Below are 19,583 nucleotides of genomic sequence, written 5' to 3' on the forward strand. Positions count from 1 at the left end.
TTCACTTTGAGATGGATTTCGCCCGCTTCCTCGCGAGCGCATTGGCGACGTGGTATCCGGACGTGCCGCCGAGGCCCGGCCCCGGATGGGTGGAGGCGCCGATATGGTGGAGATGCCTGACCGGCGTTGCGTGATCCTTGACGCCCGGGACCGGGCGCCAGAACATGAACTGATCGATGCTGCATTCGCCGGAATAGGGATCGCCGCCGACGAGATTGATGTTCATCGCCTCGAGGTCGGCCGGCGACAGCACCGTCCGTCCGACGATGCTCGCCTTCAAATTGGGGACCTGGCGCGCAATGCGGTCGATGATCCGGTCGGCGTAGCGCTCCCTGAGTTCCACGGTCCAGCGGCCGTCCGCGGGCGCCGCGATTTCACCCAGCGCATCGCCCTTGATCTGCCGCGGGCACTCGGGGACCTGGATCCAGAGTACCCAGCCACCGGCCGGACTGCGAGACGGATCGACTGCGCAGGGCTGGGCGACGCAAATCGTGCCTTCGGCCGGAAGCAGGCCTCGCTCCGCTTCGCTGACAGCCTTGGAGACGCCATCCAGTCCTGAGGTGAGGTGCAGGTAGATGACGTCCCTGAGATGGCCCTGGGGCCAGTCCGGTGGGGCGGACAGCGACAGGTGGATCTGCATGTTGCCCTTGCCATAGCGGTACTCCTGCGCCTGCCGGCGCAGCCCTGGCGGAACGTGCACCGGGGCCAGCAGCTTGCCGTAGAGCTGTCCGGGCGTGACGTTGCAGATGACTTCCTTGCCCAGGAATACCCGGTCGTCCCGCGTCCGCACGCCACGCGCCGAGCCGCCTTCGACCAGGATGTCTTCGACGTGGGCATTGACATGGAAGGCACCGCCCCGGCTCTCCACGATCCGGCGGAATGCATCGACGGTGCGGGCGTTGCCGCCCTGGACGATCGGCAGCCCCACCGCTTCCAGCGTGAACGCGACCACTTTCCCCATCAGGGCGGACATGGCGCTTTCAGGGCCGAGGCCGGTATGCAAGACCCAGGGTGCCAGCAGCGCCCGGACCAGGTCGGACCTGACCCGCGTCTCCAGCCAGCTGCGGCAACTCATCAGGGCAGGGGAGAAGAAGGCAACCGTGTCGTGCACGCCCTGCTTCCACAGACGGCCGGCCACGGTCTTTGCGACGCCGGCACTCCACAGTTCGTTGCCGAGCAGCGAGAACACCAGGCCGGCATTCTGCTCGACCTCCTGCATGGCGGCCAGATAGGCATCGCCGTCGCCGTCCGCCAGGGCATTGAAGGCGCTGACGTTGCGCTCGCGCGAGGTGCTCAGGATCAGCGAACGGTTGTCGGGCAACAGGACACCGGTGGGCGTGTCGTTGTTGCCATAGCTGAGTCCCGCGTGATGGAGATCTTCCTTCAGTTCGGCGTAGCCGGGCGACGTGACAAACAGCGGGTGTGCCGTGGCCAACGTATCGTGCAGAAAGCCGGGGGCGTTCAAGACCTCGGTGCGAATGCATCCGCCCAGGGTGCTGCTGCGTTCCAGCACGCAGACGCGCTTGCCGCGCCTGGCGAGGACGGCAGCGCAGACGAGCGAATTGATACCACTGCCGACAATGACGGCGTCATACGTACTCATGGCGTATCCCGGGGGCAAGGATGAGAGGAGGGAGGGGAGGGGAGGAGCCAGGCGCTGGCATGCCACGCCATCGACGCCTGGCCGCCGGCGGTACCGGAATCAGGTCGCGGCGCGGTATTCGCTGCGGCTCAGGCCGCCGAGATCGGCGAGCTCATTGGCGGGCCGGGCATAGCTGCCCTTGTAGAAGAGCAGCGCTTCGCGGTCCGACGTGTCGTAGCGCTCGACTTCGCCAATGAAGATGACGTGGTCACCGCCGTCATACTGCTGCGTGTTCCGGCATTGGAAGACCGCAGCGCATCCTGTCAGCACGGGTGAGCCATCGATGCCGTCCGTGCACGGGACGCCAACGAACTTGCTGTCAGCGCCGCGGGCAAAGCGGTTGGAGACGTGTTCCTGGTCTGCCGCCAGGACGTGGATCACGAAGCTGCCGGCCGTCTGGAATGCCTCGAGGCTGTAGGACTTTTTTGCGAGGCTCCACAGCACCAGGCGAGGCTCCAGCGAGACCGAACTGAAACTATTGACGGTCACGCCCCAGGGCTCTCCGTCGGGGGTGCGGGTCGTGACAATGGTTACGCCCGTGGCAAACCGGCCGAGGGCATTTCGAAACTCGCGTGCGTCGGTCATGGCTGTCTCCTGTGGCCTGCTTCACCCGGGCATCGGGTGAGAGGCGGCTTGTTTTCGTGTGGCTGTGGTGCTGTCTCAGGCGGCCCGGGACTGGGACGACTCTTGCGCGATCCAGGCTTCCGTGGCTTCCTCGTTGAACCAGTAGCTGCCGTAGTCGCGCGGATCGTTGAAGCCGTTGGCGATGCGCTGGGCGATACGCGGTGCGTGCTGCGCGGTGGCCAGGAGCTTGACGATGTGGTCGGGGGGCGGAAACAGCAGCGAGTTGGTCCAGCGGATGACCGGCTCCGCATAGCCTTCATAAAGGCCGTCGAAGGTTTTCTGCATCCATGCCTGGTCGAAAGGCCTGTCGCCATGGCTGAGGATGGCTTCGAAGTAGTGAAGGGCGCCCTTGGTGGCGTTGTTCGAGCCCTGGCCGGTGATCGGATCGTTGACCATGACGGCGTCGCCCAGCCCCATCACCAGCCGGCCGGAGGGCAGGCTGAGCGTGGGGTTGCGCACGGTCGGCGTGACGCGCCCGCTCAGAATGCCGTTGGCATCGGTCAGCTGCACGCTGGCGCAGCGTTCGCTTTCCCAGGGAAGGTAGTCCCGCAGGACGCCCAGGCAGACGTCCAGATGCTCGTCGGCGGACCTGACGTCGGCCCAGCGGTCCATCGGGCCGCCCGGGATGGCTTCGAAAACCATGATGTCGCAGGCCTGCGTGTCACTGCCGCCTTTGGTGGTCAGGGCCGGAAACACGAAGTATTCGCCGACACCGGGAATCAGGTTGAAATTGACGCACTCAAAAGAGCCGCTGCGCTGCATGCCGGTCACGTAGGCCAGCGCCAGCTGGCGCTGCGGCTGGCGCACGGGCGAGCGCGCATCGTTGCGGGTCAGCAGGTTGACGATCTCCCCCTTGCCGCCTGCCAGCAAAACCAGGTCATGGCTTTCGGACAACGCTTCAAGCTCGGCAATCTCGACGTTCTCAATCCGCAACGTTCCGCCGCGACGTTCGAATTCAGCCATCCAGCCGGGCATCTTGACGCGCTGGTCCACCGACTGCGCATAGGCATTCAGGCGGGCGCGCCAATGGATGGCCATCTCGCCCTTGCCATCTGCCGTGGGGATGGTGAGGCCGATGCCGTCAACAGTGGGGCACAGCGATTCCCATTGATTCATGCCCCAGTTGCGCTCGATCTGGAGGGACTGGTCGAAGATGCACTGCGAGGACATGACCTTGCCGCTCCAGACTTCCTCCGCCGTGCGGTTTGTCACGAGCGTGACTTCGTAGCCTTGTTGCAGCAAGGCGCATCCGAGCAACAGGCCTGCCTGGCCTGCGCCGACAATGGCGATCTTTCGGGGCGTGATCCTGGCAATGGGAGGGGTTGTCATGTGTCTCTCCGGTGGGGGAATGTCTTGTTTGGCGCAGGCGTCGGCAAGTCTGGCTGCCTGTGCCCGCTTCGGGGGGCAGCGTTTAAGCTGTGAGCCGGTGGATGGCGGCTTGCCGGCCCTCGGGGCCCAGGGCGCCATAGCCGCCGTCGCAGGCGTAGTCAGCGCCGGTGACGAAGGCCGAAGCATCGGACAGCAGAAAGAGGACCACTTGCGCGACTTCCTCGGGTTTGCCGAGACGCCCGAGCGGGTGGAAGTCCGCGGCAACGCTGTCGGCTTTTGCCTTGTCGCCACCGCTGAGGGCGCTGATGACCGACGACCATGTCCATCCTGGCGAGACTGAGTTCACGCGGATGTTGTCGGGGGCCAGGTCCAGCGCCGCGCTGCGGGTGAACTGCTGCATCGCCGCTTTGGTAATCGGGTACAGCCAGCGGCCGGACTGCGCCACGCCGGCGGAGATCGAGGCGAAGTTGACGACCGCTCCGCCGCCGCGCTTTTTCATCTCCGGCACGCATGCCTTCAGCATCATCGCCGCGCCGACGACATTGACGTTGTAGGACTCAAGCCATTGCTCGCGAGTGGAATCGGCACCGTTGTCCACATACGTGCAGGCGCAGTTGACGAGCAGGTCGATGCCGCCGAAGGCATCGATCGTGCCGGCGACACAGGCAGCGATGTCGCTATCGCTCGTCACGTCCACGGCGAAATAGCGGCAGCGCGCCGGATGGCGTTCCACAACCTGGCGGGCGCCTTGTTCATCGATGTCAACGACAACGACGTTAGCGCCTGACGAGATCAGCGCTGACACCACTGCCTCGCCAATCATCGTCGCACCCCCGGTCACGATTGCCGTCTTGCCTTCGATTCCTTGCATGTCCGTCTCCACTTGTTGTACTGGCTTGCACGCAGCCGTGTGCAACATAGTTTGGTGTAGCGGTGATGACGCTGCTATCCACAATCCGCCGGCCAATATCCAGATAACGAGCCGTCGCTGGCAGGCCGGGAGAAGGAGGCGGTGGAGTCAGGAAAGGGCGGATGGCAGCCGTGCCCGAGGGCAGGCGTGCAGAGATCCATGCAGGCGCGAGCGCGGACTGGCGTTGTTGTATCAACGACTGCAGAACAGTGAAACAAGACTTCAGCGGCCGGGAAGCCCACCGGTTTCAACGGCCGGAGCCGCTGACCTGGCGCTCTGCCGCGCCGCTGCGCAGGGTCGTCGACGGAGACACGCCGAATCGCTTCTTGTAGTGAGCCGCAAACCGGCCGAGATGCGTAAAGCCAAAGCGATATGCAATATCCGTGATGGAGGCCTGCTCTGCGCCGGCGGCGGCAATCAGCGCCTGGCGCACGCAGTCCAGCCTGACATCCCGCAGATATCCGATCGGTGTGGTATTGAGATGGCGGCGGAAGCCTTCCTCCAGCGCCCGGATGCTCACACAGGCGACTTGCGCCAGATCGGCGACGGTCAGCGGTGTGTCTGCATGCGTTTGGACATAATCGATCACGCGCTGCATATGCCGGGGCCGGGCCGGCTCGGCGTTGCGCGCAAGCAGGTAGGTGTAGTTGTGCGGCTGAAGCAGCAGCAGCGTCCTCAACAGGTAGTCCTCCATCGACGACACCGCTGCCGGGTACTGGAGCCAGCTGGTGCCATGCCGATCGATATTCCGCGCAAGGTCGAGTACGGCTTGGCTCCATGGGCTCGAAAGCCCCGCGTGCTGAGGTAGCGCCGGATCGAATGAAAGGGATCCGCCGGGATCGCGCCCGGTCAGCAATGCGAAGCGTTGTTCGATCGCGTCCCTCTGGATCCAGAGCAGTACTTGCGCACAATCCTGATGCCAGTGCATCCGCGTTGGGGTATCGGGGCTCAGCAGGCTGGCCGTGCTGACATCAGAGAGTATCTGCTGCTTTCCACACTGGATTTCCGCATGGCCCGCTACGGGAATCTGCGCGAGATAAAAATGCCCCAGGCAGCCGGGATCTATTTCTACGTGAGCGCCGTAGGCCAGGAAGTTGATAGCGGTCTCCTGCAGCCGCACCATGTTGTGCTGGACGTGCAACTGCTGCAGTGCGCCGACCACGCGTAGCTCGTGGGGGCAAAAAACCGCTGCGACCTTGCCCTGGGCTTCCTCTACATCCTCTGAGCGGAAAAAGCCGTAGTTCGCCAGCATGCCTCGGGGGGCGCAGAAGTCATCACTCTCCGGGGAAGGCGGTATGTCGGCAGGGGAATGGGGGCCAGTCTGCATACTCTCGCTCCTGCAGCATTGCAGCTTGTCTTGTGCTCGCCTGCGCGGCGGGAAAGGCCGCACAAGTCAATTACTTTATACTTAGTGGTGCTTCCACCAGCAAGAATTGCGCCACACGGCGAGCCGTCCTTGCTTGTCCTACCTTGCTCCAGATCTCAATCATGGCGTTGCCAAGTGCTTGTCCATATGCGCCCCCAGCAGAGGGACGAATTTGTCCCGCCGTCGCAACCTATGAGGCCGTTTCCCTGACCGGACCGCATGACCCTGCCCATTGACACCGCCGACGACGATTTCGTCGACAACTACACTCCTGCCTTGCTGGCCCAGGCCAGCCAGCTGATCTCGGGGGAATTCCACGTGATCGTGCAGGCCAACGGCTTCACCATCTCTGACTGGCGCGTCCTGTCCACGCTGTCCGGTGGCAAGCCAATCAGCATCGGGGAACTGGCGCAGATCTCGGTGACCAAGCAGCCCACCGTGACGCGCCTGCTCGACCGCATGGAAGCGCAGGGCTACGTCAAGCGCATCCCGCACGAGACCGACCGGCGCATCACGCTGGTGCGCATCACGCCGCGCGGACAGAAACTGACCTCCGGCCTGATCGCACAGGCTCGTGCCCACGAGGACCACGTGCTGGCGCCGCTCGGCAAGAAAAAGGCCGACGAACTGCGCGCCACGCTGAAGCTGCTGATCCACCTGCACCGCCCTGCCAACTGAGGACAGGGCCGTTCCTCAGGCCGGCCGCCGCATCTGGAACAGCGCCGACCTGCTGACCTCGTAGTAGTCGGCCGGGCCGCCGCCGCGCAGGATGGGGCGGGCGGCGGCGGCGGCGGCGTGGGATGGCGCTCAGTACTTGCCGCTCAGCAGCTCGCCGCAACCGGCGACCTCGGTGCGCAGGTCCAGCTTGCGCAGCATCTGCCAGGTGGTGGCCACGGCGGCCGATACGGTCGGGATACCCGACTCGTCCTGCACCTTCTGGATCGACGGCAGCGACTGCATCTGCACGCAGGCCGACAGCACGATGGCGTCGACGCCGGTGGTGTCGATGCGCTTGTAGATCTCCAGCAGGTTGGCCGGATCCTGCGCGGCGACCTGCAGGTTGTCGGGGATCTGCAGCGCGGTGTAGTCCTTGACCTCGATGCCTTCGCTCTCGATGTAGTCGACCACCATCTTCGTCAGCGGCTTCATGTACGGACACACCACCGAGACGCGCTTCGCGCCCATGGCGTGCAGGCCGTCCACCAGCGCCCCGGCGCTGGTCACCACCGGCGCCGGGTTGCCGTTGTCGACGGTGCGCTGCGTCAGGCGCGCCTCGGAGACGCGGTGATAGCCCTTGCCCATGCTCATGATGGCCACCAGGCAGGCGTAGCCCAGCACGTCCACGCGTGCGTCGGACAGCTCGATGGCACAGCGGTCGCTGTCACGGTCCATCGCCTCCAGCTCCTCCTTCACCACCTTCTTCATGCGCATGCGGCTGGAGTGGAAGGTGAAGCGCTCGGCGAAGTCCTTCTCGCGCTCGCGCAACATGGCGGGGATTTCCGTCTCCATGGTGGTATTGGAGGACGGCACGATCTGCCCGATGCGCAGCGGCTTCTGGGGCGTCAGCAGGAAAGACATTTACTTGCTCTCGGAAAGGTCGAACGCGTTGAGTTCCGCTTGCTCGGCGTCGAGGTCGAAGGCCTGGCCGGCGCCGTCCATGAACTGGGCGGGTTGCAGCGGGCGGCGGTCGACGCGCAGGTCGAAGATGTCGAAGCGGTTGTAGTGGCCGGTGATGTCGTGCATCTGGCGCGGCCGGATGCAGCGCGACAGGTCGATGTCGGCGTAGACGATGCCTTCCGCGTCGATCAGCGGCTCGCCGATCACGCGGCCGTCCGGGCCCAGGAAGCCGGAGAAGGCGCTGTTGCGGCGCGACAGCAGCTCGCGCGCCTTGGGGTTCAGCGGGCTCATGGCCTCGATGATCTCCTCCGACACGGTCGAGCAAGACACCGCGGTGAACACCTTGCCCTCGAAGCAGTGGGCGGCGGCGCGCACCTTGATCGCCTCGGCCATGTCGTAGTCGGCCGGGGCCACCGGCAGCGCGATGTAGCTGGCCACGTGCATCAGCTCCCCCTGCGACAGCAGCGAGAAGCGCGCCAGCGTGTTGGTGTTCTCGCCGCAGGCCAGCGAGCCGAGCGGGCCGACGCTGGTCTGGTGCACGCGCAGTGCCGAGGCGTCGCCGTTGGCCCAGGTCAGCTTCTCGGCCCAGGTGGGCACCAGCTTGCGGTGGCGGCCCAGGATGCGGCCTTCGTCGCTGATGGTCACCAGCGTATTGAAGAGGGTGCCGACGCCGGTGCGGCTGCGTTCGTTCACGCCGACGATTACGTTGATGTGGTTGGCCTGCGCCGCCTGCGCGATCTTGCGGATTTCCGGACCGGGGATCTCGATGGAAGCCTTGACCAGCCGCTCGAACCAGGGGCTGGCGTCGACCGGGTTGGTCAGCCAGCTCCAGTAAGGGTAGCCGGCCACGAATGCCTCGGGGAAGGCGACCAGGCTGGCGCCGTTGTCGGCGGCCTCTTTGATCAGGCGGCAGACCTTGTCGACCGTGGCATCGGCATCGAGGAAGACGGGAGCGGCCTGTACGGCCGCGGCCTTGAACTTGGGCAGGTTGAGCATGTGTGTGCCTCGCTTGCAGCGGTCATCCCCGCTTGCGCGGGGACGACGGGGTTTAGACGGCCACCACCGGGTGGCGCAGCTCGCCGATGCCTTCCACCGTGGCCACCACGGTGTCGCCCGGCCACAGCCACTCCTGCGGGGTGCGGCCCGCGCCCACGCCGTCGGGCGTGCCGGTGGCGATGATGTCGCCGGGTTCCAGCGCCATGCCCTTGCTGATGTCCGCGATCAGCGCCGGCACCTTGAACAGCATGTGGCGGGTGTTGGAGCTCTGCTTGGTCACGCCGTTGACGGTCAGCGACAGGTCCAGCGTGTGCGGGTCGGCGATTTCGTCGGCGGTGACGATGACCGGGCCGAACGGGGCATAGGTGTCCTGGCCCTTGGAGTAGATCCACTGGCCGGCGCGGCGGCAGTCGCGCGCCGAGATGTCGATCATCACGCTGTAGCCGAACACGTAGTTGAGCGCGTCGGCCTCCTTCACACCCTTGCCGCGCGTGCCGATGATGACGGCCAGCTCGACCTCCCAGTCCATCTGCTGCGTGATTTCCCTGTTGTGCTCGATGGCGTCGCCCGGGCCGATCACGGTGGTGGGCGGCTTGGAGAAGATCACCGGCTCCTTCGGCAGTTCCTTCGAGGTGTCCAGGCTGCGGCTGGATTCGGCGACGTGCTCGACGTAGTTCAGGCCGATGCCCCAGATGTTCTTGCGCGGGCGCGGGATCGGCGCCAGCAGCTTGACGTTCGAGGCCGGCACGGCCACGCCAAACGGCAGCTTGCCGCGATATTCGTTCAGCAGCGCGCTGGTCGAGCGGACTGCCTCGGGGCCCAGGTCGATGAACTCGAGCATGGTGGAGGGAATGTTCACGCCGACGGCGGCGCCGAAGCGGGCGAGGTCAACGACATTGCCGTCGACGATGGCACCCAGGCGGGCGGCGGCGGCGACTTCAGCGCGATAGGTTACGAGACGCATGGTTTGATAACTCCGAAAATGCCGCGTGCTCGCGGCTGCATAAGTGGGATGTCTTGCTGCCCGCTCCCATTGCATGGGAGAGGGGAGCGACCCGTCAGGCGATGACCACCTGATGCCCGCCGTTTTCCGCCAGCGCTTGCTCGCGGTAAAGCCCCAGCGAATGCATCACGGGCAGGTCGTTGAAGCAGAACAGCACGGCGTTATCGCTGGCCGACCCGTTCGCGTGCTCATGGAAAGCCCACGACGGTACGCAGAAGATGTCGCGCTCGGTCCAGTCGAAGCGCTGGCCGTTGATGACCGAGTAGCCGCTGCCCTTGGCTACCTGGTAGATAAAACTGCCGGTATGACGGTGGGCCCGGGTGGCTTCGCCCGGACGCAGCAGCTGCATGCTGGCGCCGAGGGTCGGCATCACCGGGCCGCCGGTGACCGGATTGACGTAGTGCATCAGCACGCCGTCGAACGGGCTGCCGTCGGTGACCTTGCTGTGGCGCACCAGCGCCTCGTAGGTGGGAGCCCATTCGTACTTGTAGAGCGGCGAATACGGCTTGCTCCAGTTGCCCTCGTGCGGGCGCAGGCCCTTGCCGCCCCAGATCGCCGGCATGTCGTCCACCGGATGCGTGACAGCCTGCTGCAGGTCCGGGTGTACAGCGTAGAAGCCGGCTTCCATGGCGTTGACCAGCGGAATGTCCAGGCCGTCCTGCCAGATGCAGGTAGTGCCTTCGGCCGCCACGCCATGCTCGTGCCAGGTGCCATTGGGCGTGAGCACGAAATCGTTGGCGTTCAGCGTCATCTTGTGGCCGTCGACGATGGTGTAGGCGCCGCTGCCTTCCATGATGAAGCGCAGCGCCGACGACGAGTGCGCGTGCGCGGACGCGGCCTCGCCGGGATGCATCACCTGCAGGCCAGAGTAGAGCCAGCCCACCGCTGCCGAAACGTCCTGGCGGCCCGGGTTGTTCAGGTAGATCACGCGGCGCCCGGCCTTCTCCGGCGTTACCAGGTCGACTGAACGCAGCACGTGGTCACGCAGGTCGCGGTAGCGCCACAGCACCGGCACCGACTCGGACTTCGGCTGCCACGGCTCGATCTTGTTGGCCACGGTCCAGAGCGCGCCGGTCTTGAGCGCGTCGAGCTCCTTGTAGTAGGCAACCAGCTCGGGCGTGTCTTCCACGTCGGCGCGGCCGGCTACGTTTTCGCGGTAGGTGTCATATGAGGTATTCGACATCGTCTTCCTCTCCGGTAAGTTCTTGCCTCTGCCGGCAAGCCCTCAGGCTCCCGCGGCAGCGCGCCCGAGGTTGCGCTCAAGCTGGTCCTTGGCCAGCAGGTATTGCTTAGGCCATTCGACGCGGCGGTAGCCAAGCTTCGCGGTTTCGCGCAGCAACCAGGACGGGTCGGCCAGGTGCGGACGCGAGATGGCGCACAGGTCGGCACGGCCAGATGCGATGATCCCGTTGACCTGGTCGGCTTCGGTAATGGCGCCGACGGCGATCGTCGGCACGCCCGCCTCGTTGCGCACGCGGTCGGCGAAGGGAGTCTGGAACATGCGTCCGTACACCGGCTTCTGGTCGGGGCTGACTTCCCCCGAAGAGCAGTCGATCACGTCCGCACCGGCTGCCTTGAGCAGGCGTGCCATGGCCACCGCGTCGTCGGCGCTGTTCCCGCCCTCGACCCAGTCAGTGGCAGAAATGCGCACCGACACCGGCTTGTCCTGCGGCCACGCTGCACGCACCGCGTGCAGCACTTCCAGCGGGAAGGCCATGCGTTGTTCCAGCGTGCCGCCGTAGTCGTCGGTACGCCGATTGGTCAGGGGCGAGATGAAGCTGGACAACAGGTAGCCATGGCCGGCCTGCAACGCCAGCCAGTCGAACCCCGCCGCCGCGGCACGCCGGGTGGCCGCGACGAAGTCATCCCGCACGTGCTCCATGTCGTCGCGGGTCATGGCCCGCGGCGATTGCGAGATTCCCGGCAGGTAGGGCAGCGCGGAGGCAGCGATCAACGGCCAGTTGCCCTCGGCCAGCGGGTGGTCCGTCTGCTGCCAGCCCAGCTGCGTCGAGCCACGGCGGCCGGCGTGGCCGATCTGCACGCCGATGCGCGCGCTGGTGTGCTCGTGCACGAAACCGACGATGCCGGCAAACGCCGCCGCCTGCTGGTCGTTCCACAAACCTGGGCAACCCGGCGTGATGCGGCCGTCCGGCGACACCGCCGTCATTTCCACCATCACCAGGCCGGCGCCGCCCAGTGCGCGGCTGCCAAGGTGAACCAGGTGGAAGCTGCCCGGCACGCCGTTCTCGCAGGAATACAGGGCGGTGGGCGATACCAGCACTCGGTTCTTCAGTTCCACGCCGCGCACGGTGTATGGCGTCAGCATCGGGGGCACGGCTGCGGCGTCAGTGCCGGCGCGCTCGGCCAACCAGGATTCGTAGCCTTCCAGCCAGGCCTTGTCCCGCATGCGCAAGTTCTCGTGCGAAATCCGCTGCGAACGGGTCAGCAGCGAGTAGGCGAATTGCTCGGGTTCCAGGCCTTCGTATCGCTTGACGTTCTCAAACCATTCGGTCGAGTTGCGCGCGGCGTTCTGGATCTTCAGGACTTCCACGGAGCGAACGGCCTCATATTGCTCCAGCGCGACCGCCAGCGAACCATCGACACGCTGGATCGTGCGAGCCAGCTCGATGGCATCTTCCAGCGCCAGCTTGGTGCCGGAGCCGATCGAAAAGTGGGCGGTGTGAGCGGCATCCCCCATCAGCACAACCGGTACCTTCTTTTCACCGCCGTTGTCGCCGGCCAGGGTGTTCCAGTGCACCCACTTCTCGCAGATCACGCGCGGGAACTGGATCCAGATCGCCGAGCCGCGCAAGTGTGAAGCGTTGCTGATCAGCGGGTTGCCGTCCAGGTACGGGGCGAACAGCTTCTCGCAGTAGGCGATGCCTTCTTCCTGGCTCATCTGGTCGATGCCGGCGGCCTTCCAGGTTTCTTCCGGGGTCTCGACGATGAACGTCGACGTGCCGTCTTCAAAACGGTAGGCGTGCGCCTGGAACCAGCCGTGCTCGGTCGGCACGAAGATAAAGTTGAAGGCGTCAAACACCTTCTTCGTGCCCAGCCAGACAAAACGGCATTTGCGCGTGTCGATATCCGGGCGGAACGTGTCGGCATAGCGCTTGCGCACCACGCTGTTCAGGCCGTCCGAAGCCAGCACCAGGTCGGCGCCGTACTTGCGCGCGATCGCCTGGTCGTCCTCGACATTGGTCTCGAACACCAGCTCCACGCCCACTTCCTCGCAGCGCGCCTGCAGGATATTCAGCAGCCGTTTGCGGCCGATGCCGATAAAACCATGGCCGCCGCTGCGCACCGCACGGCCCTTGAAGTGAACTTCAACGTCGTCCCAGCGGTTGAACGCGTCGCCAATGGTTGCGGCCGAGACCGGGTCGGCCTCGCGCAGGTTGCCCAGGGTGGCGTCGGAGAACACCACGCCCCAGCCGAAGGTGTCATAGGGGCGGTTGCGCTCCACCACCACAACTTTGTTGGCGGGATCCTGCAGTTTCATCAACAGGCCGAAATACAGGCCGGCGGGACCACCGCCGATACATACAATGTTCATGGCTGCTTCCAATCAGGTTACTAGCGGAGCCTGCGGCACCCGCAGCGGGTACGTCGGCATTCAGACGGTGGTTTCGGGAATCGGCCGGCCTGCGGAGGCAGGGTCGCGCTCGATTGCGGCTCGCAGGTCGGCGGGCACCGGGATTGCCAGGTGCGTGTCCAGCGAAGTCATCACGATGGTCTGCATGGCCGACATGCGCAGCTCGCCGTCCGCGCCCGTGCAGCGCCAGTTCAGCGTGATCGACTTGCCGCCGACCCGCACCACTTCCAGCTCCAGCCAGACCTGGTCGCCAAAGCGGCTGATCGCCTTGAAGTCCACCTCCAGGTGCACGGTCGGCATGCCCAGCCGGCGTGCGCCGATCACGCCGTGATAGCCATCCGGCAACAGGGTGTCGACCCAGCGTTCGATGAGGTCGTTGAGCAGCACGAAGTACTGCGGGTAGAAGACGATGCCGGCCGGATCGCATGCCGAGAAATGGATCTTGTGCTGGCGCCGGAAGGTATGCGTAGTGCTCATGGTCTGCGGTTCCTGCTAGGGGTTGGCCCGTGTGGGTCACGCCAGCGCGTGGCGGACGAGGGCTTCCTTCAGCTTCTTGCCGTGCTCGTCGGCCAGCGCGGCCTCGCGCAACTCGCGCAGCGTGGCCGGGGCCAGGCGGGCACCGGCCCGCATCACGGCGTTCATCAGGGTCTGGTAGTTGGTCAGGCCGCGCACATGGGTGTCGCTGTAGCCTTTCACCAGCCGCTGGCAGTGCACCACTTCCAGCGCCAGCGCTGGATTGAGGCGCGCGGCGGCCAGTACCTGGGCCAGCCAGCCTTCGATGCGCTCGGTTTCCAGCGCATAGCGCAGCGTGCTGCGGCGGATGCCGCGCAGGCGCGAGACCGCCCACAGCATCAGGTAGCCGCGCAACGAACTGGTGGTGACCACGCGGCCGGAGGTGGTGAAGCGGCGCACCAGGCGGTGCACGAAATGCGGCTGCATCAGCCAGCGGCCGATTCCGGCCGGCAAGGTCTCGCAGATTTCTTCCAGGCGCGGGTGCATGAACTCGTTGATCGCCAGCAATTGCTTGTCGCCGGCGCGCACCTCGCCCCGCACCCGCGCGAAGCGCGAGTCGCGGGTCTTGAGGTCGGCCACGCGAATGGTGTCTTCGTACGACATCCACAGCGCCAGGTGGCGCGCGGTTTCGCGCAGCAGGGCGCTGTCGTCCTTGCCGACGGCCTGGCGCACGGCGGCCAGCCGATCCAGATACAGGCCGGCATAGGCCACGTCCTGGTAGTCGATCATGCGGCGCACGCCTTCGACCACGACTGGCCAGTTTTCGGCCGGTTGTTCGGCGCGGGCGCGATGCAGCAACTGCGCAACCCTGGGATCCTGCGGCTTGAGTTCGCCCAGCGGCTTTGCGGCTTCCGTGGCGGGCGTCTCGGCGGCCTCGGCCGTGGCGAACGCCGCGCCGAAGGCGCGCAGGCTGGGCTTTACGCCCACGCCGCCGCGCTCGATGGTGGCTTCGAACTGCGCGCGGCTGAACGGCAGCACGCCGGTGCCGGCCAGCGCGCCGAACAGCACGGCGCTGATGACGCTGCCGCTGGCTTCGGCGGCCTGCGCCATGTCAAAGCGTACAAAGCGTTTGGCGGCCTTGCCGGCATGGGCGATCAGCTCGTTGCTGTCGACGCGGCCATCGCCCATCGCGGATTTCTCCGCGATGGAATACACGCGGTGGGTGGAAGACACCAGCGTGGTGCGCTCCGGCGTCACCAGCCCGCGCTGCACGGCGCGGCCGGCTTCCATCAGTTCGGAAGCGAGTACCACATCGACATCGCCAGGGGTGGGCATCAGCGCCAGCACCGGCTGGCGGCCGGCCCGCTCGGCCAGCTCGCGCGGGAACAGCTCGACGTAGTAGATGGTGGCGCCGGTGCGCTGTGCCACGCCGGGGACCGACGTCGTTTGCGCGATATAGCCGTTGTGCTCGCCCAGATCCACGATCCAGTCGGCCAGCACGCCGCCGCCTTCGCCGCCCATGGCCAGGATGGCGACCTTGATCGGTTTGGCGCTGAGGTTGTTGGATGCGTTCACGATTGAACCTCTCGAAACTTGGTGTTCAGAATGCAAGGCGGGTGCGGCGCGCGGCATCGCGGCGCTGCAGGAAGCCGATCACGCCATCGCGCAGGCGCTGGCGCAGCTTGTCGATGCGGGTCGGGTTGGTGACGATCTGCGCGCGATAGAACGACGGGCACAGCACTGCAGCGTGCGACACCTCGCCGCACAGGCCGCAGCCCACGCAACTGTCCAGCACGGAGGCGACCGGATCGGTGCGCAGCGGGTCCGGGTTGGGCTTGATCGTCAGCGAAGGGCAGCCGGACAGCCGGATGCACGAGTGATCGCCGGTGCAGGTGTCCGAATCCACGCCAAAGCGCTCGCGCACCACGCGCTGGCCGTCGGCGATCGCCTTGCGCGTCTTCGGCTTCTCGCGGCGCTGCTTGTTCAGCATGCATTCGCTCTGCGCGATCAGCACCTTCGGGCCCTTGGCGCCAGTGGTCAGCGCTTCCTTGAGGGTGGCCTTCATCGCCTTCAGGTCATAGGTGCGGCGGATGGTGCGCACCCACTTGACGCCCACGCCCTTGACCGCGTCCTCGATGGCGTGGCCGGTGCTGCGGGTGTCGTTCAGCGCGGTCGAGGACAGGATGTCCTGCCCGCCGGTGGCCGACGTGTAGCTGTTGTCGACCACGATGGTCAGGTTATCGCTCTTGTTGAAGACCGCATTGGCGATGCCGCTGGTCAGGCCGTTGTGCCAGAAGCCGCCGTCGCCCATCACGGAGATGGCGCGCTTGCCGCCGGGCGCGTTCAGCGCCGCGGCGCTGGCGCTGCCCAGGCCGTAGCCCATGGTGGTGTTGCCCAGGTTGAACGGCGGCAGGATCGAGAACAGGTGGCAGCCGATATCGGCGCTGACGTGATGCTCGCCGATCTCGCGCTCGACCAGCTTCATCGCGGTGAAGATCGGGCGCTCCGGGCAGCCGGTGCAGAAGCCGGGCGGGCGCGCATGCACGCTCTCGTCGACCAGCTTCTGCGGTTCCAGCACCTCGGCAGCCACGGCGTCGACGGTGGCGGCCGGCGCCTGCACCAGCGGGATCACCTTGCGGGCCGGCTTCGGCTCAGGCAGCGGTTCAAGCTTGCCGTACTGCTCCAGGAAGGCGCGCAAGCCCTTGAGCAGGGTCGCGGTGTTGTACTCGCCGGCCAGCGGCAGCAGGTCCTTGCCATGCAGCGCCGCGGTGGTGCCGGCCATGCGCAGGATGTTGGCGGCGTTCTGCTCGATAAAGTTGGGCTGGCCTTCTTCCAGCACCAGCACGGCGCGCTTGCCCGCGCAGAAGCGTTCCCACTCCGAATCGACCAGCGGGTAGGCCACGTTCATCACGTACAGCGGGATCTTCGACTCGCCGAACACATCGGCCAGGCCGAGCTGCTCCAGTGCGCGGATCAGCGTGTTGTAGCTGCCGCCCTGCACGGCGATGCCGATGTCATCCATCTCGCCCTGGAAGAACTCATTGAGCTGGCGTTCCTCGATGAACTTCACGGCGGCGGGCCAGCGCTGCTTGATCTTCTCGTGCTCGTGCACGAAGCTCGCCGGCGGCAGCACGATGCGGCTGAGGTCGCGCGTGGGGTTATCGAGCGCGTCCTGGATGGAGAACTTCGAGCGGCGGTTCTCGGAAGCGACGAACTGGCCGTGTACGTGGCACGAGCGCACGCGCAGCTGCAGCATCACCGGAGTATTGGACGCCTCGGACAAGTCAAAACCGTCCTTCACCGCCTGCACGATGCACGGCAGGTTGGGGCGCGGATCGAGCAGCCACATCTGCGACTTCATCGCGAACGCGTGGCTGCGCTCCTGCATGATCGAGGAACCTTCGCCGTAGTCTTCGCCGACGATGATCAGCGCGCCGCCGGTAACCCCGCCCGATGCCAGGTTGGCCAGCGCGTCCGACGCCACGTTGGTGCCCACGGTGGCCTTGAACGTGACCGCGCCGCGCAGCGGGTAGTTGACCGAGGCGGCAAGCGACGCGGCCGCGGTGGCTTCACTCGCGCTGTTCTCGAAGCGGATACCATGCTCGGCAAGGATGTCCTGCGCATCGGCCAGCACGTCCATCAGGTGCGAGATCGGCGAGCCCTGGTAGCCGGCGACGTAGGCGACGCCGGACTCCAGCAGCGCCTTGGTGACCGCGAGGATGCCCTCGCCGCTGAATACCTCGCCGGAACCGAGGCGCAACTTCTTGACTTCTTCGGCAAACGAACGCTCAGCCATGGCTATTCATCCTGACGCTCACCCTGGAGTGAGACAAATATAGTTTAAGCAGAAATATTTCCATAATCATATGTATGCACGAAGCTCGAGGTACGGGGATGGCTTCCGCGGAAGCCGAAGGCCTTCCTCAGGCGATTTATGCGTTGCTTTGCCGGCCGGCGCGGGCTACGACGACTGGTTGCCGTGCCGATGGCAGCAGCGCCACAGCCAGCGCAGCGGCAAGGCCGGCGATGGAGAACGTGATGAAGTTCCAGCCGAAACTCAGGCCTGAGCCGGCCACGTAGCCGCCGACGAGCGGGCCGCTCATGGCGCCGAAGCGCGCGAAGCTCAGGGCCCATCCTGTTGCCGCGGCCCGTGCGTGTGGCGGGTAGTAACCGGCCAGGTGTCCGGTAAGGATCAGGGATGCCGAGACGCTGCCAACGCCTGCCAGCGCAACCAGCAGGTAATTGACGGCAACGGAGTTGCGGAACATCAGCGCGCCGATGGCGAGAGCGCCGATCAGGTAGAAGATCGCGACGGTGCCACGCGCCCCCATCCTGTCGGCCGCGCTGCCCAGGAACAGGCCGCCCACCGCGGAAGCGAGGCTGAAGATAACCAGGAAGGAAAGGCTGGAGCCGAGGTCATAGCCATTCTTGCGCATGATCGTCGGCAGCCACGTATTGAGGCCGTAGACCAGCAGCAAGCCGAAGAACAGTGCGATCCAGAAGCATGCGGTTGCGCGCAACTGCTTGCGGGCGAACATGCTCGACATCACGTCGCGCCACGTGGCGCGGGTGGCGCCGTTGGCGGGCCGGGCCTGTGACGGCAGCCGGCCATGGCCAGTGCGACTGGCCAATGCCTGCGCTTCATCGATCCGCCCTTGCCCGACCAGGTACTCAAGCGACTCGGGCAGCAGCCACGCCATCAGCGGTATCACCACCATGGGCAGCGCACCCAGGCCAATCACGCCACGCCAGCCAAGACTGGGCAACAGCCACATCGCAATGAGTGCGGCGCAAAGAATGCCGACGGAATACCCCGAGTACATCAGCCCGTAGTTGAAGCTGCGGCGGTGCGGCGGCGAGTACTCGATGGTCAGGGCGGCGGCGACGGGAATGACGCCACCGAGGCCGAGCCCGCCGATAAACCGCAGCACGCCGAAGATGGCGGGCGTCGGTGCATAGGACGCGCCCAGCATGGTCAGCGAGAACAAGGAAACGCACAGCAGCAGCATGCGGCGGCGGCCGATCATCTCGCTCAGCGTGCCGATCAGGAAGGCGCCAAAGAACATGCCGACCAGGGCATAGCTGCTGAGGGCACCGAGTTCCAGCGGCGTCAGGTTCCAGTTGCGGTCGTCGGCGAGTGTGGTCAGTACCGCTCCCATGACGCCGACGTCATAGCCTTCAAAGAGAATCGCAAGGAAGCATACGAAAAGTACGGTATAGGTCGCGCGAGAAGCGGGGCGCCAGGGCTGAATGGTGCCAGCTGGGGTCATTGTCTGTCTCCTGATGGGTGGCGGATAGGGAACCGGAGAGGCCGCCAGGGAACCTGTTTCGCGCGATCGTCGCCACGCACTTGTTGTCGTTCCGCATAGTTTAGGCATAAACATATGATTGTGGAAATATTTTTTTTGGAGCGACGAAGGAAATCTGGTCGGCGCCTCGACTGGAGGCGCCGAGGCTGCCACTAGAACTTGTGGCGCAGGCCCAGCCCGAAGGTGTTGCCCGGATTCAGGCCGGTCACCTTGTCATAGCGCCAGGCGGCGTAAAGGTCAGTGCGCTTGGAGAACGGGTAGTCGTAGGCCAGCGTGGTGGTGTCGCGGCGGGCCGAGCCCAGCGTCTCGTTGCCGCCCTGCCAGGTACGCACCCAGGTTGCCATCAGGGAGCCCGGCCCGAGCGGGGCGCTGGCGCCCACCTGCATGGTGCGGTTGCGTAGCGGGCTCAGCGTGCTGAAGCTGTTGTCCGACTGCGCGTACTGGCCGAACAGCTTGACTACCTTGAAGTCGTAGGACACGCCCGCCAGGTAGGCTCAGTGACCAGCACTGCGGCGTTCAGGCTGGTCATGATGCCCCGTGCGCCTACCGTGACATCGTGACCGAAGTCCTCAACGACGCGCGGCGCGAGTGGGTCGCCGCTTGCATGGCGAGCATCGCCGTGATCGTCGAGAACCCCGCGTTGCAGCCGGTTATCGTGCCGCTGGCGACGATGCTGACCGAAGCGCTGCTCGAGAGCAACAGCCTGGCGGCGTGCGCAGACCCGCAGGCTCGCGCCTGACGA

At 65.7% G+C, this 19,583-nt stretch carries 17 protein-coding genes and 1 pseudogene; 2 read left to right on the forward strand and 16 right to left on the reverse strand.

Going from position 1 to position 19,583, the window contains the following annotated elements:
• Nucleotide 1 precedes the first annotated feature (1 nt).
• The 5 genes from AB1I47_RS03700 to AB1I47_RS03720 all read right to left on the reverse strand — a co-directional run bounded on the left by AB1I47_RS03700 (nucleotide 2) and on the right by AB1I47_RS03720 (nucleotide 5,757).
• A complete protein-coding gene (locus AB1I47_RS03700) occupies nucleotides 2-1,603 on the reverse strand; it encodes a phytoene desaturase family protein (protein ID WP_354682429.1) in 1,602 nt (533 codons plus the stop codon).
• Between the two features lie 99 nt (nucleotides 1,604-1,702).
• Nucleotides 1,703-2,227, reverse strand: coding sequence for a flavin reductase family protein (locus AB1I47_RS03705; RefSeq protein WP_354682430.1), 525 nt, complete (start codon nucleotides 2,225-2,227; stop codon nucleotides 1,703-1,705).
• Nucleotides 2,228-2,302: 75 nt separating this feature from the next.
• A complete protein-coding gene (locus AB1I47_RS03710) occupies nucleotides 2,303-3,595 on the reverse strand; it encodes a styrene monooxygenase/indole monooxygenase family protein (protein WP_354682528.1) in 1,293 nt (430 codons plus the stop codon).
• Between the two features lie 82 nt (nucleotides 3,596-3,677).
• Complete coding sequence (locus AB1I47_RS03715; protein WP_354682431.1) at nucleotides 3,678-4,466, reverse strand: SDR family oxidoreductase; 789 nt, start codon at nucleotides 4,464-4,466, stop codon at nucleotides 3,678-3,680.
• A gap of 286 nt (nucleotides 4,467-4,752) precedes the next feature.
• A complete protein-coding gene (locus tag AB1I47_RS03720; protein ID WP_354682432.1) occupies nucleotides 4,753-5,757 on the reverse strand; it encodes an AraC family transcriptional regulator in 1,005 nt (334 codons plus the stop codon).
• A gap of 333 nt (nucleotides 5,758-6,090) precedes the next feature.
• On the opposite strand from AB1I47_RS03720, the gene AB1I47_RS03725 reads away from it, so the two are divergent.
• The gene (locus AB1I47_RS03725; RefSeq protein ID WP_354682433.1) at nucleotides 6,091-6,549 is read left to right on the forward strand and encodes a MarR family winged helix-turn-helix transcriptional regulator; all 459 of its coding nucleotides are present in this window, start codon (nucleotides 6,091-6,093) and stop codon (nucleotides 6,547-6,549) included.
• A 15-nt stretch (nucleotides 6,550-6,564) separates the two neighbouring features.
• Here the strand turns inward: AB1I47_RS03725 and AB1I47_RS03730 are convergent.
• The 11 genes and pseudogenes from AB1I47_RS03730 to AB1I47_RS03780 form a co-directional block, all read right to left on the reverse strand.
• A pseudogene (locus tag AB1I47_RS03730) lies at nucleotides 6,565-6,657 on the reverse strand (flavin reductase family protein); the annotation flags it as partial.
• Between the two features lie 21 nt (nucleotides 6,658-6,678).
• Nucleotides 6,679-7,449, reverse strand: a complete 771-nt coding sequence (locus AB1I47_RS03735; protein WP_354682434.1) for a maleate cis-trans isomerase family protein — start codon at nucleotides 7,447-7,449, stop codon at nucleotides 6,679-6,681.
• Complete coding sequence (locus tag AB1I47_RS03740; protein ID WP_354682435.1) at nucleotides 7,450-8,484, reverse strand: carbon-nitrogen hydrolase family protein; 1,035 nt, start codon at nucleotides 8,482-8,484, stop codon at nucleotides 7,450-7,452.
• A gap of 52 nt (nucleotides 8,485-8,536) precedes the next feature.
• On the reverse strand, nucleotides 8,537-9,448 hold the full coding sequence (locus AB1I47_RS03745) for a fumarylacetoacetate hydrolase family protein (protein ID WP_354682436.1): 912 nt from the start codon (nucleotides 9,446-9,448) through the stop codon (nucleotides 8,537-8,539).
• A gap of 94 nt (nucleotides 9,449-9,542) precedes the next feature.
• Entirely contained in the window at nucleotides 9,543-10,670 is a 1,128-nt protein-coding gene (locus tag AB1I47_RS03750; RefSeq protein WP_354682437.1) for a cupin domain-containing protein, read from the reverse strand.
• Nucleotides 10,671-10,712: 42 nt separating this feature from the next.
• On the reverse strand, nucleotides 10,713-13,040 hold the full coding sequence (locus tag AB1I47_RS03755; RefSeq protein WP_354682438.1) for a bifunctional salicylyl-CoA 5-hydroxylase/oxidoreductase: 2,328 nt from the start codon (nucleotides 13,038-13,040) through the stop codon (nucleotides 10,713-10,715).
• A 60-nt stretch (nucleotides 13,041-13,100) separates the two neighbouring features.
• A complete protein-coding gene (locus AB1I47_RS03760; protein ID WP_354682439.1) occupies nucleotides 13,101-13,556 on the reverse strand; it encodes an acyl-CoA thioesterase in 456 nt (151 codons plus the stop codon).
• A gap of 36 nt (nucleotides 13,557-13,592) precedes the next feature.
• Nucleotides 13,593-15,053: an indolepyruvate oxidoreductase subunit beta family protein gene (locus AB1I47_RS03765; RefSeq protein WP_407935796.1), complete on the reverse strand. Its 1,461-nt coding sequence runs from the start codon at nucleotides 15,051-15,053 to the stop codon at nucleotides 13,593-13,595.
• Between the two features lie 79 nt (nucleotides 15,054-15,132).
• On the reverse strand, nucleotides 15,133-17,328 hold the full coding sequence (locus AB1I47_RS03770; RefSeq protein ID WP_354682441.1) for an indolepyruvate ferredoxin oxidoreductase subunit alpha: 2,196 nt from the start codon (nucleotides 17,326-17,328) through the stop codon (nucleotides 15,133-15,135).
• 136 nt (nucleotides 17,329-17,464) lie between these two features.
• Nucleotides 17,465-18,802, reverse strand: coding sequence for an MFS transporter (locus tag AB1I47_RS03775; protein WP_354682442.1), 1,338 nt, complete (start codon nucleotides 18,800-18,802; stop codon nucleotides 17,465-17,467).
• Nucleotides 18,803-18,993: 191 nt separating this feature from the next.
• A complete protein-coding gene (locus AB1I47_RS03780; RefSeq protein WP_354682443.1) occupies nucleotides 18,994-19,320 on the reverse strand; it encodes a porin in 327 nt (108 codons plus the stop codon).
• A gap of 77 nt (nucleotides 19,321-19,397) precedes the next feature.
• Between AB1I47_RS03780 and AB1I47_RS03785 the strand changes: the two genes are divergently transcribed.
• A complete protein-coding gene (locus tag AB1I47_RS03785) occupies nucleotides 19,398-19,580 on the forward strand; it encodes a hypothetical protein (protein WP_354682444.1) in 183 nt (60 codons plus the stop codon).
• Nucleotides 19,581-19,583: the final 3 nt, after the last annotated feature.

The sequence above is a fragment of the Cupriavidus necator genome (assembly GCF_040578825.1).
In the GTDB taxonomy this organism is placed as follows: domain Bacteria; phylum Pseudomonadota; class Gammaproteobacteria; order Burkholderiales; family Burkholderiaceae; genus Cupriavidus; species Cupriavidus necator_E.

Bases quoted from the DNA above. Each gene is read 5' to 3' on its own strand.
- AB1I47_RS03700 (WP_354682429.1), bottom strand. From the start codon at position 1,603: ATGAGTACGTATGACGCCGTCATTGTCGGCAGTGGTATCAATTCGCTC.
- AB1I47_RS03705 (WP_354682430.1), bottom strand. From the start codon at position 2,227: ATGACCGACGCACGCGAGTTTCGAAATGCCCTCGGCCGGTTTGCCACG.
- AB1I47_RS03710 (WP_354682528.1), bottom strand. From the start codon at position 3,595: ATGACAACCCCTCCCATTGCCAGGATCACGCCCCGAAAGATCGCCATT.
- AB1I47_RS03715 (WP_354682431.1), bottom strand. From the start codon at position 4,466: ATGCAAGGAATCGAAGGCAAGACGGCAATCGTGACCGGGGGTGCGACG.
- AB1I47_RS03720 (WP_354682432.1), bottom strand. From the start codon at position 5,757: ATGCTGGCGAACTACGGCTTTTTCCGCTCAGAGGATGTAGAGGAAGCC.
- AB1I47_RS03725 (WP_354682433.1), top strand. From the start codon at position 6,091: ATGACCCTGCCCATTGACACCGCCGACGACGATTTCGTCGACAACTAC.
- AB1I47_RS03735 (WP_354682434.1), bottom strand. From the start codon at position 7,449: ATGTCTTTCCTGCTGACGCCCCAGAAGCCGCTGCGCATCGGGCAGATC.
- AB1I47_RS03740 (WP_354682435.1), bottom strand. From the start codon at position 8,484: ATGCTCAACCTGCCCAAGTTCAAGGCCGCGGCCGTACAGGCCGCTCCC.
- AB1I47_RS03745 (WP_354682436.1), bottom strand. From the start codon at position 9,448: ATGCGTCTCGTAACCTATCGCGCTGAAGTCGCCGCCGCCGCCCGCCTG.
- AB1I47_RS03750 (WP_354682437.1), bottom strand. From the start codon at position 10,670: ATGTCGAATACCTCATATGACACCTACCGCGAAAACGTAGCCGGCCGC.
- AB1I47_RS03755 (WP_354682438.1), bottom strand. From the start codon at position 13,040: ATGAACATTGTATGTATCGGCGGTGGTCCCGCCGGCCTGTATTTCGGC.
- AB1I47_RS03760 (WP_354682439.1), bottom strand. From the start codon at position 13,556: ATGAGCACTACGCATACCTTCCGGCGCCAGCACAAGATCCATTTCTCG.
- AB1I47_RS03765 (WP_407935796.1), bottom strand. From the start codon at position 15,053: ATGGGCGGCGAAGGCGGCGGCGTGCTGGCCGACTGGATCGTGGATCTG.
- AB1I47_RS03770 (WP_354682441.1), bottom strand. From the start codon at position 17,328: ATGGCTGAGCGTTCGTTTGCCGAAGAAGTCAAGAAGTTGCGCCTCGGT.
- AB1I47_RS03775 (WP_354682442.1), bottom strand. From the start codon at position 18,802: ATGACCCCAGCTGGCACCATTCAGCCCTGGCGCCCCGCTTCTCGCGCG.